Source organism: Saccharicrinis carchari, assembly GCF_900182605.1.
Lineage (GTDB): Bacteria > Bacteroidota > Bacteroidia > Bacteroidales > Marinilabiliaceae > Saccharicrinis > Saccharicrinis carchari.
Map to the genome: position 1 here is coordinate 658,013 of NZ_FXTB01000001.1, position 14,503 is coordinate 672,515.

Sequence of the window (14,503 nt, forward strand, 5' to 3'; positions counted from 1 at the left end):
GCTTAAAATAGTTTTAAAAGTACCCTTCTTTTTTACGGTCTTCCATCGCCGATTCCGATCGTTTGTCGTCGGCTCTACCACCGCGTTCTGTTGTTCTGGTAGCGGCTACTTCCTGTATGATGTCTTCAATGTCGTCGGCCTTTGAAAGGGTTAAGCCGGTACAAGTGATGTCGCCGATGGTTCTGCAGCGCACATCCAGCTCAACCAGTTCTTCGTCGGGTTTAAGTTGCATAAAAGGTGCTTTAAACATCCATACGCCATCCCGGTTAAAAACCTTACGTTTATGGGTAAAATACAAATTAGGTAAGTCGATGTTTTCCATGTAGATATATTGCCAAACATCCATTTCGGTCCAGTTACTGATAGGAAAAACACGAAAGTGCTCGCCCATGTTTTTACGTCCGTTAAAGATGTTCCACAATTCGGGGCGCTGGTTTTTAGGATCCCACTGTCCAAACTCATCTCTATGCGAGAAAAAACGTTCTTTGGCACGGGCTTTCTCTTCATCACGGCGTCCGCCCCCCATTGCTGCATCTGTTTTAAGCTCTTCTAATGCATCAAGCAGGGTTATGGTTTGCAGCTTGTTGCGCGAGGCACTTACGCCTTTTTCTTCAACAGCTTTGCCCTTATCTATCGAATCCTGCACATATCTGACAATGCATTTTGCACCGGTCTTTTTCATCAAATCGTCGCGATAATCCAATGTTTCCTGAAAGTTATGCCCGGTATCGATATGTAAAAGTGCAAAAGGTACTTTTGCCGGATAGAAGGCTTTGCGAGCCAGATGAAACATCACAATCGAATCTTTCCCTCCGGAAAAAAGCATCACCGGTTTTTCAAACTGGGCGGCTACTTCGCGAATCACGAAGATGGATTCGGCCTCGAGTTCCCTCAGGTGATTAATTTGGTATTTATCCATAATTGTACAATGATTTTAAACTTACTAAAAACGCTGCCAAAGTTAATGTTTTTAATGATACTTTAAAATTATACTTAAACCCCCAAAAACAAAAATCCCGCCTTTGAGGCAGGACTTTTAAAAGATATTTAAATAGATATTAAATCAACTGATTAAGATTAATAAAAACTAATCGAGTGATTCAATATCATCGGTATCAAAGCTTTTGTTGTACTGTGTCATGGCTCTTAAGCTCATACCCACGTTGGAAAACCCACCATCGTGGAAGAGGTTTTGCATGGTCACTTTCCGGGTCAAATCGCTGAACATAGCTATACAATATCCGGCACATTCCTCGGCCGTGGCATTACCCAATGGCGACATACGCTCCGAGAAATCCATCAGTCCGTCGAAACCTTTTACGCCACTACCTGCAGTGGTTAAAGTGGGCGATTGCGAAATGGTGTTGATTCTCACCTTTTTCTCGCGCCCGTAAATGTAACCGAAACTACGCGCTATGGACTCTAAAAGTGCTTTAGCATCGGCCATATCGTTGTACCCGTAAAACGAACGCTGGGCGGCAACATACGACAAGCCCACTACGGACCCCCACTCATTAATGGCATTCATTTTAAAAGCCACTTGCAACATTTTATGAAATGAGATAGCGGAAATATCCAGTGTTTTATTCAGGTAATTATAATCCAAATCGTGATATACTCTTTTTTTACGAACATTGAGCGACATACCGATGGAATGCAAAACGAAATCAATTTTACCGCCAAGCAATTCGGTAGATTTGGCAAATACTTCTTTCAGGTCGTCAACGCTTGTAGCGTCGGCAGGAATTACCGGGGCATTACACTTTTCTGATAGTTCGTTTAATGTTCCCATTCTACAAGCTACCGGAGTGTTGGTAAGCGTAAAAACAGCACCTTGTTCGTGAGCCATTTCCGCCACTTTCCATGCAATAGACATATCGTTTAATGCACCAAAAATAATCCCTCTTTTTCCTTTTAGTAAATTATATTCCATTTTAATTTTCTGTTTTGAGGGTACAAATATACACCATTAAGCCATTCGGCGAAACTATCGTATTCAAATTATTAAGAAATAAATGAGATAAGTATTTTTTAACAACCGAAAAAAGAGAATGCACCATATCGCAATCACCTGATACGGTGCAATTTACACTCTTAGCAATACTCATAACACTTAAATAAGACAATATTTTTTTATTCTTACTAAATTTAAATATCCCATACAAAGTGCCATTCAATTGAAAAAATCTTCAATTTAAACTTTAAAATTACTGAAAACTTAAGATGTTACGCAACGATTAATAATTGACGATACATTTATGCCTTGCATTGTGCTTATAAGGGTGAACCGGGCTATCAACGGACTTGTGTTGTGCATACGCCGCGCACTACATCACAAAATAAAAAGGTATACGAAAAAGTTTCCGGGAATGCACCTTGAAGACAAAAAAAACGGCACCCGGATAATAGTTCCGAATGCCGCTTTTTTAATTAAGATAATGACCAGTGCTAATCAATCTGATAAAAGCATTACTCAAACCAACTGTCAACCAAATCCTTGTGCTCCATGTACCATTCTTTGGCTGCTGCCGTTTCGTTACCTGAGTTCTCTTCTATTTTAATCATTAACGAACCCAAAAGCTCATCATTCATTTTAAAATTTCTAAAGAAAGTAGCCAACTCCGGGTTTTTTTCCGACCAACCTTTGGTGGCGATCACCGAAATGGTTTCGACAGCACCCATCGTTCCCTTAGGATCGTCTAATATTTTAAGGTCGAAACGGGCAAATTTAGTGTGTGGTTTCCAGCCGGTTACGGCAATCCACTCCTTTTTGTCGTAAGCCTTTTTTAAAGCTGCCAACATACCTGCTTCACTCGATTGTACCAATTCAAAATCCAGCTCATAATCTTTAATTACACTTTCTGTAATACCCATGATTCCGGCACCCGGGTTTATTCCTGTAATTTTGCCATCAAATTTTTCTTTATGAGCCTGAAGCTCATCAATTGAATTTATATCCACATAATGTGGCACTACAATTCCCAGTTGGCCATTATCGTAAACGGAACCTAGGTCTTCCACTTTACTTCCGTACTTCTCGAGGTACGATTTATGGGTAATTGGTTCCCATACCTCCATAAACACATCGGCATCGCCGGTGGCTACGGCCGAAAAAACAAGCGCTACTTCGGCATTAATCAAGTTGACGTTATACCCTCTTTCCTCGAGCACTGCTTTGGTTAAATGGGCATTGGCTATACATTCAATCCAATTCACCATGGCCAGATTTAACTCTTTGGCATCATCGGCTTTTTTGCTTGTATTACATGCGCTAAAGAGCACTACAAAAAGGGTAATAATAAATAATAATGTTTTTTTCATCTCTTTAAAATTATTTGTTGATATATGGTGTTTTCCTTATTAACGATTAATTATTTATAGCATTCGAAAGAGCTTCGTTTCGATAAAACCCGCCAGAAAATACTTAACACCTCCGTTATACGGTACAGGTTATATCAGCAGCTTTTCTTATAGCTTGCCGCCTTGTTCGGGGGATCGTTTTATCATTTCTAATGCTATTGTATAAGTGTATAAAACTTTACCTATGGCTGTATCAGCCATTTTTCTTACCCAGGCTTTGGGTAATCCTGTCCAGAATAATGGCCAACAGCACCACAGCCAAACCACTTTCAAAACCTAAACCAATTTTTAGCTGGCTAATACCTTGCAGCACTATCACTCCCAATCCTTTGGCTCCAATCATACTGGCAATAACCACCATAGAAAGAGCCATCATTATGGTTTGGTTTATACCCGCCAATATAGTAGGCATAGCTAGGGGTATCTGTACTTTAAACAACAATTGACTTGGGGTAGCGCCAAAAGCGGTAGTAGCCTCCACAATATCCTCAGGAACTTGCAATATACCGAGTGTTGTAAGGCGTACTACAGGTGGCATGGCAAAAATAATAGTGGCAAAAGCTCCCGGAACGGTACCCAAACCAAAAAACAACACGGCGGGGATTAAATACACAAAGGCCGGCATGGTCTGCATAAAATCCAACACCGGGCGTACAATGCTATTAACCGCTTTATTTTTCGCACTCCATATTCCCAGGGGTATACCCATTGCCAACGCCATTATCGCCGATGCCAGCACCAAAGCCAAGGTTTGCATGGTCTCGTCCCAGAAACCCGCAAAATAAATGTACACAAGTCCCAACAAGGTAAATAAGGCTGTTGATCTGCCGGCTTTCCAATAGGCCAGTACGGTAAACAGTGCTATAACAATATAAAAGGGTGTCCACAGCCAAAATGCCTCAATACCACTTACCAGTGCCGATACAAAATCGCTTATACCCTCAAACACTCCCGAAAAGTTCTCCGTGAGCCAATTGATAGCGTCTTCAATATATTCTCCTAAAATCATAATTCTATTGCCTTTTGAATGATACTGTTAATTTCTCCTTTATCTTTCCCGGTGGTTTCGGCAATCAGCGAGGTAAGACTCACCACACCCATTAGATAGTTCGATTCGTCCACAACCGGTATGGCATGGTTGGTTTTACTTAATAAAGGTAACATATCCTGAATAAGCGTATCGGGCGAAACACACATCACCGTTTCCTTAACAGCGGTCTCAATACTTTTTGCGCCCTCATTTTTTAACTTCAGTACATCCTCAATATGGATAAAGCCTAAAAAAGTCCTGTTGGTTCTAACCACGGGTAGAATGTTGGTACCGTTCTCGCGCATGGTTTTTAATACCAGCGAGGGACCGTCCTTTTTAAGTCGTGCCAATTTGGGTTTTGAGAACATGATCGAGCTTGCGGTGGTAATTTTGGTACGATCCACATTTTCAACAAACGACTTCACATAATCATCCGCCGGGTTGGTAACAATTTCCTCTGGTGTACCTATCTGAACCACCTCGCCATCTTTCATTATTGCAATTTTGTCGCCCAACTTAATGGCCTCTTCGAGGTCGTGTGTAATAAAAACAATAGTTTTTTTCATTGTTTCCTGCAATAGAAGCAGTTCGTCCTGCATCTGTGCCCTTATCAATGGATCCAATGCCGAAAACGCCTCATCCATAAGCAATACCTTAGGGTCATTAGCCAGCCCACGGGCCAGCCCAACCCTTTGCTGCATGCCTCCTGAGAGCTCACTCACTTTTAAATCTTCGTAGCCTTTTAGGCCCACCATCTCAATGGTATCGCGGGCATGTTTTTCTCTTTGTTCCTTAGGCTGTCCCTGCAGTTCTAAGCCAAAAGCTACATTACTCATCACTGAGCGGTGGGGCAAAAGTCCGAAATGCTGAAATACCATGGCCAGCTCTTTTCTTCTTGCATTAAGGAGTTCCTTGCTGTCCATTTTGGTTATTTCCTTATCATCTACAAACACTTTACCCATAGTGGGTTCTATCAACCTATTGATACACCGGAGGAGGGTGGATTTTCCGCTACCGGAAAGTCCCATCACCACATATATCTCGCCTTGTGCTATCGAAAGATTGGCATTTCGAACGGCCACGTTACATCCCGTTTTACTAAGTATCTCGCTTTTGCTTTTGCCCTCTTCAATCATTTTGGTGGCCCTGGCCTTGTTTTTGCCAAAAATGAGCGAGAGGTTTTCTATAGTAATTTTATTACTCATCACATTATTTTTTTGTTGAATTTAGACACGAAAAATATCGTGTAAGTTTCAACACATTAAAAATAATAACCTATATTAACATTAAAACGCTTGTTCCATTCCGCATTCGGATCGCCTGCACCCAAGCCCTTGCCAAAACTTGAATTTAACCAAGGCTGATTTTTACCCATCGCATAGTCAACATAGGTATAAACAGGTCCTGCCGATATCAAAACACCGGGCACTAAATGCTGCATATCTTCAAAGTCGGCCTTTGTTTTATCAACATAGGTGTAATCTACATAAAACTGCAGACTTTTTATGGGTCCAAAGTCAGTTTTAACCGTTTTTGCAATTCCGGCAGCATAAGTATTGGCTTTAGCCATAACGCCGTACGACGATCCGTAAGCACCCATAGGAACAATGTCTAGCACTCGTCCGTCATCGGCTTTTGCTTTGTAGTTATGGCTTATCCATGAGCCTTTAAAGTTCCATCCTTTACCCCAGTCAGCCACAAGGTGCGCAGCAACAGCTGTACTCCACTCCGATTCATTGTGTATTGAGTTGTAAATGCCACCCACTTGCGCCGATGCCCCAACTTCTAGGGCTTGGCTTAAATGATACGCGGCACGTAAATTAAACTGGTTTAACTCTCGGATACTTGCCTGAACCGTTTCGCCATCTATCATTACGGATCCCGGCGTTATATCGTAGGAATATCTTCCTGCGCCGGCATTCCCATAAGTTACCCCTCCGGCAGAAGGTCCCTCGGGTTCGGCCTGACGAAAGTAAGCAAAGTTTAAATCCAGTTTATCAATACCGGCGTAATCAAATTTAATACCCATATCGTAGTCGTCTTCCAATCCAAAATAGTATTGGCCTTGAAACCACCAGGAATGCGATGCGAATTTACTGATACCAAAAGGCACCTGCACCACCCCTAATTTCATATATAAGTCATCACTTAATCCATAGCCCAGATAACCGTGATGAATAAAATGCGTGTCAAACGTAGGGTAAAAACGATATTCAAAACTAAAATCGATACCTCCCTGGCTACCATCTACATTGAGCCGCCAGGTATCCCAGGTCATTTCGGGCTGTGTTTTGTTTTCTACCCAGCTTTTATTCATCAGGTTAAAGCGAACCGCTCCTCCTATTTTAAATGAATTTTCGCTTTGTTGAGCGTTGGAGGTATTTACCATTACAAACAGACCCAATAGCATTGTTAAACACTTAACCATTGGTTTGGTTAGTTCTTTTTTTTGCATAAAAAATTCTTGATATATATTAAAAAATTGAAAAGATTACGGCAAGAAGTAATTATTGTTTCTATGCGACAAAATAAGAAAAAATAAATGGAACGACCAAATAGTCTATTCTATTGAATCACTCCAATAGCTTGACTTTAAAGGATTTTTAAGAATATTTTTTTTACTTATTTTGCAATTCTTGCTACAGATATAGTTGTGTAGAATAGGTCAAGGAAGTAAGCGATTAGGTGCTAAAAAAGAAACCAGGGCCAATGGCTTCAAAAAGTCGGTATTTCTTGTCGTTTAACAGTACGGTAAGCTAATTACGAGAGTCAACAGCTATCGCATCAGGAGATATTATTAGAAAAAACACCTGGCTTTTAAGGTTTCCACACCACCGGCTCCTTTTAAACCGGCAGAAAACCAATCCGCTTTGGTTTTGATTTTATTCCGTGTAAAAAACAACATTACACCCTTACGCCACATTCATATCCGGCTGTAATTAAAAATATAAACTGCTCAAAATGCCTGTTTTATCAATGATTTTATCGAAAGATGCAAAGAAATGCAGTTACGTATTTTGAAATTTTCACAAAACAACTACATTTGCGTTGCAATATTAAATAATAATTCATGTCGAATAAGAAAAAGGATTATGCTACGGAGTCTAGCATGGAAAACGTTGAGCAAGCGTTAAGTAAAACAGAACAGTTTATTGAGGACAATCAAAAACTTCTGACTATTGTTATGTTTGCCGTTATTGTTGTAATTGGCGGATACTGGGCAGCAAAAAAATTATATTTTGCCCCACGTGCCCAACAGGCTCAGGTGGATATGTTCCCCGCACAAAATTATTTTGAAAAAGACAGTTTTAATTTAGCTTTAAATGGCGACGGTATGAACATGGGCTTTTTGGACATAGCCGATGAGTACGGCATGACAAAACCCGGAAAACTGGCTAAGTATTATGCGGGTGTATCGTTTCTGAACCTGGGGCAGTATGAGGATGCCATCGAGTATTTAAACAGCTTTTCGAGCTCGGATGAATTACTCGACGCAACGGCCAAAGGTGCGCTTGGCGATGCCTACCTCGAAAACGGCGATGTGGACGCAGCCATAAGTAACTACAAGAGCGCTTCTGGTATTGATAATTCAATTATAGCGCCTACCTATTTATTAAAATTGGGTTTGCTGTACGAAGAGCAGAATAAATATAGCGATGCGCTAAAGGCCTACCAAAAAATTAAAGACGATTACTCATCGTCCATGGAAGCACGCAGCATAGATAAATACATTACCCGTGCCAACATTTTGGCCAGCAAATAATCAATAAAATAAAAAACTCCATAGAAAGGGTTGCCAGTATTGGCAACCTTTTTTAATTTTATATCCAAAATTTAATTTTATGGCAACCAATTTAAAAAACCTTTCGGATTACAACAAAAGCAATGTGCCATCGGCAGCCAATATGAAATTTGGTATTGTAGTATCTGAGTGGAACGAAGAAATAACCGAAGCACTGTACCAGGGTGCTTATAATACCTTAGTGCTAAACGGTGCCAACCCCAACAATATTATTAAAAAATATGTTCCTGGCAGCTTTGAGCTTACCAAGGGGAGCAAATACATGGCCGAATGCACCGATGTGGACGCGGTTATTTGCTTAGGATGCGTTATTCAGGGCGAAACACCACATTTTGATTTTGTGTGCAACGGTGTTACACAGGGTATCACCCAATTAAATTTAGATTATAATGTACCATTTATTTTTGGCCTGCTTACCACGCTCGACCAACAGCAAGCCTTAGACAGGGCCGGTGGCAAACACGGCAATAAGGGCGATGAGGCCGCTGTAACCGCCATTAAAATGGTACAAATGGGGCGTAGCCTAAACAGATAATCCGTTTTTTATCAACATCAGGAGATCACAAAGTGCTTATGCACAAGCTACTTTAATTCCGCTGCTTAGCGGCGGACTCCGCTCTCCTCCTTACTGCCGACATACCATGAAATTAAAAAAGCTAATACCGGAACTGGTTTCCGGAATCATCAATGCCGGTTTCGACAAGGCGCCCAGAGCAATTCAGGAACAAGCGATACCTAAAATTAAATCAGGGGCCGATCTGCTCCTCCTCTCCCCCGCCGGATCTGGCAAAAGCACTGCGCTGGTCATGGGTACCATCCAGCAGTTGAAAAAACCATTTGAAGAGGCACCCCGCGCTATTATCATCACCTCAAGCAAGGAAAAAGCATTTGAAATGGAAGCGCAATTTGCTACCCTGGGCAAGGAATGCCAACTGCGCACTTTTGTGGCATTCGACAAAGGCATCATCCAATACCAAAAAGACGAAGTGTACGATGGACTGGACGTGCTGATATGTACGCTGAAAAGATTAACTGAATTGATTAACATCAACGGCGTACCCATGACCAAAATTAACCTGATTGTGCTAGACGATGCCGACAGCCTGATAACCAACCGCTACCATGCCATCATTTATCGCATTGCCGATGGCGTTAAAAAAGCTCAAATAGTGGTTGCGGCAGACCGTTGGCACCATAAATTAAACGATTTATCAGACAGGATAATGAAGACCCCACAAATAGTTGATTTGGGCGCCTAAACCCATAAAGCGCAATTGGAATAAAAAACATAAAAGCTTCCTTCGGATATATTGCAGCACAACAACCTATACCTAACCAATGCGGTATTGCCGACTATTGTTTTTTATGGCCAGCACCAAACAATACCCCAATATTTAAAGTTATTCGGACGTTTCCCTGCGAGCCGGGCTATCCGCTCTATCTTTTTTAAGCTTATATGCACCTATTCCCAGACGAATATATCTGGTATAGCTTATAACTATGCGAAGCGGAAAATTTTCCGTACCACCGTTCTCCAACTCGTTGATGTCGGTATCCCCAATTGGCCAGCTTGTGCTACCGGTTCGGAGTGCTATATTTCTTTAAAATCCCCGGCACGGCATCCCTACATTTACTGGCCTGCTCACAAAGCAACTTGTAATAGGCATAAATAATGAAAAACAAACTTTATTTCTTTTAACAACAATTTTAAGCTATAATTACCACGATCGAACAACTTATGCTTCCCATACAAAATTTTGTTTTAAACGCTATAAACACTTATTTTGGAAACGAAATGCTTTTAATTTAGAACTGAAACGAAGTACATTATTTTTTACCAATATTCTTCAGTATGAAAAATCTTACTTACCTATTAAAAATCAAGCTGTATTTACTGCTAGTATTTATTTCTTCACCTAATTTATTTGGGCAGGTAACTGCACTAAAAGTAATCCCCGAGGTGCAACAGTTTGTTGCCAAAAACGGAAACTACACCTTACCTGGTTCTATACAAATAAAGGTTCATACCGGTAAAAACGACAGCTTGATGCTCATTGCCACACAGTTAAAGGAGGAGTTGCAAAGTATGTTACAAATTAATGCCAGCATATCCGCTACATCTGCCCTAAAAGCCGCGTCAAAAAATGAAATTCTCATCAGCTACAGCCACACAGCACTTAAAAATACAGAAGCCTATACGCTGGAACTGGATACCAATACCGGTATCACCATTCAGGGCGCTTCCCGAAACGGTGTATTTTGGGCAACACGTACCCTGTTACAACTAGCCAAAAACCATGAAAAAACTATCCCCTGCGGCATTATTACAGACTATCCTGATTTTCCGAATCGTGGATTTATGTTAGATGTTGGCCGGAAATTTTTTACGATAGATTATTTAAGAGACTATGTAAAAATTCTGTCGTATTATAAGATGAATGAATTTCATGTTCACTTAAACGACAATGGTTTTAAAGCCTACTACGATAACGACTGGTCGAAAACCTATGCAGCCTTCCGCCTGCAAAGTGATACTTACCCCGGTTTGGCAGCAAAAGACGGGCATTATACAAAAGAAGAATTTCGCGACCTGCAACGCCTGGGCATGCAATACGGTGTTAATGTAATTCCCGAAATTGATATTCCTGCCCACTCCCTGGCGTTTACACGTTATAATCCTGATCTGAAAGCCTCGGCACCTTATGCTGATGATCATTTGGCTATACTTGATGATGAAAAACTGCCCCATATCTATCGTTTTTTCAATCAGCTTTTTGACGAATATATTAAGGGTGATAATCCTGTTTTTATAGGTCCCGATGTGCACATTGGTACTGATGAGTATATAAAAGAAGGCAAAGGCCGAGATGTGGATAATAACCAGGCAAAGCGCTTTCGTGAATTTACCAATTATTATATCAATTACATTGCCAATTCAGGTAAAACGCCACGACTCTGGGGCGGATTAGAGTGGCTCAAAGACAAGCCATTAACCGAAGTTAAACCTGCCGGGAATGCAGTGATGAATGCCTGGAGTAAAGATTGGGTGAATGCCGAAAAAATGCTTGCAGATGGTTTCAGAATAATATCTACACCCGACACCTGGTTGTATATAGTGCCAGCGGCGGGTTACTATAGAGATTTCTTAGATACGCAATGGCTTTATACCAATTACAGACCCGAAAAAGTGAATAGCGTGGTCACCTTACCCAACTTTCAACCGGGACTATTGGGCTCAACTTTTGCCGTGTGGAATGACATTTGTGAAAATGGAATTTCTCAATTAGACGTTCATTACCGCACTATGCCTGCCATAAAAGTAATGGGATCGAAAAATTGGAAAGTAGCACCTGCCAAATCCTTTGAAGCATACCAACTATTGGCTCATAATTCTTCCGACGGCCCTGATGTAAATTTAAGCGGTATTTATAGCCAGCATGAGCTACAGGCTATTGCCGCCAAATTAGGCAATAAGGCAATAAGTTTTAATGGTAAGAAAGAGGTGATCCTTGGAGGAACAGATTTAGGATACAATTATGACCTGTCGTTTGATATTAAACCCAAAAACAACAACAAAAATAATGCGATCCTTTTTCAGAGTAGCTATGGAACTTTGAGCGTTAACACCAATGGTTCGGAGAAATTAGGATTTTCGCGCGATGGTTATACCTATACCTTTAATTTTATACCCAATAACAACCGTTGGCAAACCATCCGATTGGTTGGCGATTATAAAAGTGTTACGCTTTATGTAGATGGAAAAAAAACAGATCATTTAACGGCCTACAAAAAAACCGAAGGCCTGCCCAAGGGGTTCAATTTTCAGCAAACTCTCACCTTCCCTTTAGAGAAAATAGGGGATGCTAAAAATGGATTTATAGGTGAGATTAGAAACTTACAGTTAAGCTATATCAAGGCGCAAATGTAATATAATTTAACCTTAGCTCATTTTTAAAAGTATGATATATAAGGGATTGACATGTGTCATAGTATTCTAATATAATAGTGACGTAATTTAATGTGGTTAAACCATTAATATAAGCGCTGCTATGAAAACTATTTTTTTTCCTTTGCTACTCTCTTGTTTGGTTATGTTTGCACTTGCCTGTAATAAGGATAATGAACCAAGTGCGCTTTCTCCGGAAGAATACCAAGTTAGCGGTAGAGTTGAAAAAGGACCATTTGTTAAAGGTTCGCAAATAAATGTGTACGAATTAACTGCCGACCTTAGTCCTACAGGTCGTAGCTTTACGGCCAGTATTACCGACAATAGCGGGAGCTTTAATTTAGGACAAATAGAACTGGCATCACCTTTTATAGAGTTGGTGGCACAGGGTTATTTTTATAATGAATTCAGTGGTGAGTTATCTGATTCGCAAATTACATTACGATCGGTGGTGGATTTAAGAAATAAATCCTCGGTAAATGTAAATATCATAACTCACTTAATGAGAGACAGAATTATAGCACTTTTTGCGAAAGGGAAGTCCTTTTCGGATGCCTACGTGCAAGCGCAAATGGAGGTAATGAAAGCCTTTGCCTTACAACAATTCAGTGATAAGGACGCAATAACTTTTTCCGTGGTATCTGGCACGGATCAAGCGGCTGCATTAATTGTTGTTTCGGCAACATTGCTCAAAGATAGAGCGGAAGGTAGCTTCACCGAATACATGGCAGAACTGCAGGCACAACTTAAAGTGGACGGTGCTTTTTCCGAGAAAAACAAGCAGGAGCTATGGTCCAACGCTAGTAGTCTTAAGTTGGATGCTATCGCAAAAAATCTTGTCAATCGTTATACCTCAATTGGAGAGCAGATAACTGTTAAAGATTTAAACTACTTTGTAGATTGGGATGGTGATGGTATTGCCGGCAACGAAATGGGCAATCCCAATGAAGAAAAACATCTTGCGTTCGAAACAGACACTTTAAGAATTGGCAAAGAGGGTGGAGACTTTTCTGTGAAGATCAGGGCAAATTTGCGCTATAATTTTAAGGGACCCCAAAATCAAGAAGAGTCTTTAGTGCTTATTGAGCCCAGCACTTTTAAGATGGGGATAGGCACAAAAGACATGAATCTTACCAGAACACTCAATATTGAGGATAACACACTGAATATTAAGATTGAACCGGCATCGAGCGCTTTTATGAATGATTCATCCATCACCGTCTACAGTAGCAATGGTCTGTTTTCTTCAACTCTTGTGTTAAGGCAGGAGGGAGATATGGATAAATTTGAGGTGACCGAAACGGTAAAACAACATAGTCATGGCTTACTGTTATCTCTGCGCAAAGCCACCGACAACCTTTATGCCATGGAGGCATTTTATAGCAGAAGCTACCCAGAGCCCGGTTACCATCTTTTCTATCCTTTTTACAACCATTCCAATGTGATTGGCACAAGTGTACTTCAAACCGCTTGGGGTCGCAGTTATGCAGCCATCAATCAAATTAATACATTCATCCGTATAATCGGTAACGAACATTACTCACCTGTTTATAAAACTATTTTTGGTAATTTAAGAGCAATGATTTACTACCAGCTGGCTATCCTCTGGGGCAATGTTCCTTATGTTGATCGTGTTGTTAATATGGATGAGGCATTCAACATCCCCCAATTGAGCGAGACGGAAATTTTGGATAAACTTGAAAATGAGCTTTCAGAAGCGTATAAGCTGTTTCCTGCACAAAGCGCCGACAAACACATATATCCCTCGCGCGATGTTCCTGCAGCACTATTGGCTAAAATACATATGCAACGAGGAGCATATCATAAGGCATTACAATATATTAATTACATTATAGATAGCGCCAATTATGCCCTTAATACAAATGCTTCGGATACCAAAAGTGAGCTGAGTACCGAGCTTATTTATGCTTTTGACATGAGACAAAGCAACAATTTGTATGTTAATTATGTAGAGAATATTGATTTCCTTCCAATTTCGCGATACAGCGAAATATTACTTTTGGCTGCGGAATGTAACTACCGCATAAACGATAAGCAGCAGGGGCTTGCATACCTCAATATGATTAGAAAACGAAATAAAATGGCTAATGCAACAATCAGCAATTTTGAATTGTTACTTAAACAGACCTGGAAAGTAGAATTGAAAGGTGAATTTTCGTATTTTGCATTCCTTAAACGTAATAACATAAGTCAACAAGAGTTAGGTATTGAGCCCTATCAGGAATTATTTCCTTTGCCCCAATCCGAGATTTATGCAAACCCGAATTTACACCAAAATCCGGGATATTAATAGGTCTTCGTTTGCTGGACTTTCATCAGCTTGAACCTTTAAGCTTGATAGCAG

Annotated in this window: 11 protein-coding genes; 5 read left to right on the top strand and 6 right to left on the bottom strand. The window is 40.5% G+C overall.

Annotated elements, in window-relative coordinates; translation table 11 throughout:
* Nucleotides 1-13: 13 nt before the first annotated feature.
* From cysD to FN809_RS02365, 6 genes are all read right to left on the bottom strand, one after another.
* Nucleotides 14-919, bottom strand: a complete 906-nt coding sequence (gene cysD / locus FN809_RS02340; protein ID WP_142531858.1) for a sulfate adenylyltransferase subunit CysD — start codon at nucleotides 917-919, stop codon at nucleotides 14-16.
* A gap of 168 nt (nucleotides 920-1,087) precedes the next feature.
* Complete coding sequence (locus FN809_RS02345; RefSeq protein ID WP_142531859.1) at nucleotides 1,088-1,933, bottom strand: enoyl-ACP reductase FabI; 846 nt, start codon at nucleotides 1,931-1,933, stop codon at nucleotides 1,088-1,090.
* A 536-nt stretch (nucleotides 1,934-2,469) separates the two neighbouring features.
* Nucleotides 2,470-3,321 carry a glycine betaine ABC transporter substrate-binding protein gene (locus tag FN809_RS02350; RefSeq protein WP_142531860.1) on the bottom strand — a complete coding sequence of 284 codons (852 nt, stop codon included), beginning with the start codon at nucleotides 3,319-3,321 and terminating at the stop codon, nucleotides 2,470-2,472.
* 232 nt (nucleotides 3,322-3,553) lie between these two features.
* Nucleotides 3,554-4,369: an ABC transporter permease gene (locus FN809_RS02355; RefSeq protein WP_221929335.1), complete on the bottom strand. Its 816-nt coding sequence runs from the start codon at nucleotides 4,367-4,369 to the stop codon at nucleotides 3,554-3,556.
* On the bottom strand, nucleotides 4,366-5,595 hold the full coding sequence (locus FN809_RS02360; protein WP_142531862.1) for a quaternary amine ABC transporter ATP-binding protein: 1,230 nt from the start codon (nucleotides 5,593-5,595) through the stop codon (nucleotides 4,366-4,368). Before FN809_RS02360 ends, FN809_RS02355 begins: the two co-directional genes overlap by 4 nt.
* A gap of 56 nt (nucleotides 5,596-5,651) precedes the next feature.
* Complete coding sequence (locus tag FN809_RS02365; RefSeq protein ID WP_246095400.1) at nucleotides 5,652-6,845, bottom strand: hypothetical protein; 1,194 nt, start codon at nucleotides 6,843-6,845, stop codon at nucleotides 5,652-5,654.
* 615 nt (nucleotides 6,846-7,460) lie between these two features.
* On the opposite strand from FN809_RS02365, the gene FN809_RS02370 reads away from it, so the two are divergent.
* The 5 genes from FN809_RS02370 (at nucleotide 7,461) to FN809_RS02390 (ending at nucleotide 14,449) form a co-directional block, all read left to right on the top strand.
* Nucleotides 7,461-8,153: a tetratricopeptide repeat protein gene (locus FN809_RS02370; protein WP_142531863.1), complete on the top strand. Its 693-nt coding sequence runs from the start codon at nucleotides 7,461-7,463 to the stop codon at nucleotides 8,151-8,153.
* Nucleotides 8,154-8,232: 79 nt separating this feature from the next.
* On the top strand, nucleotides 8,233-8,727 hold the full coding sequence (gene ribH / locus FN809_RS02375) for a 6,7-dimethyl-8-ribityllumazine synthase (protein WP_142531864.1): 495 nt from the start codon (nucleotides 8,233-8,235) through the stop codon (nucleotides 8,725-8,727).
* A 106-nt stretch (nucleotides 8,728-8,833) separates the two neighbouring features.
* Nucleotides 8,834-9,451 (top strand): DEAD/DEAH box helicase, encoded by a 618-nt coding sequence (locus FN809_RS02380; protein ID WP_142531865.1) that lies wholly within the window; start codon nucleotides 8,834-8,836, stop codon nucleotides 9,449-9,451.
* Nucleotides 9,452-10,044: 593 nt separating this feature from the next.
* Nucleotides 10,045-12,120, top strand: a complete 2,076-nt coding sequence (locus tag FN809_RS02385; protein WP_142531866.1) for a beta-N-acetylhexosaminidase — start codon at nucleotides 10,045-10,047, stop codon at nucleotides 12,118-12,120.
* A gap of 121 nt (nucleotides 12,121-12,241) precedes the next feature.
* The gene (locus tag FN809_RS02390) at nucleotides 12,242-14,449 is read left to right on the top strand and encodes a RagB/SusD family nutrient uptake outer membrane protein (protein ID WP_142531867.1); all 2,208 of its coding nucleotides are present in this window, start codon (nucleotides 12,242-12,244) and stop codon (nucleotides 14,447-14,449) included.
* The last annotated feature ends 54 nt before the right edge of the window (nucleotides 14,450-14,503 follow it).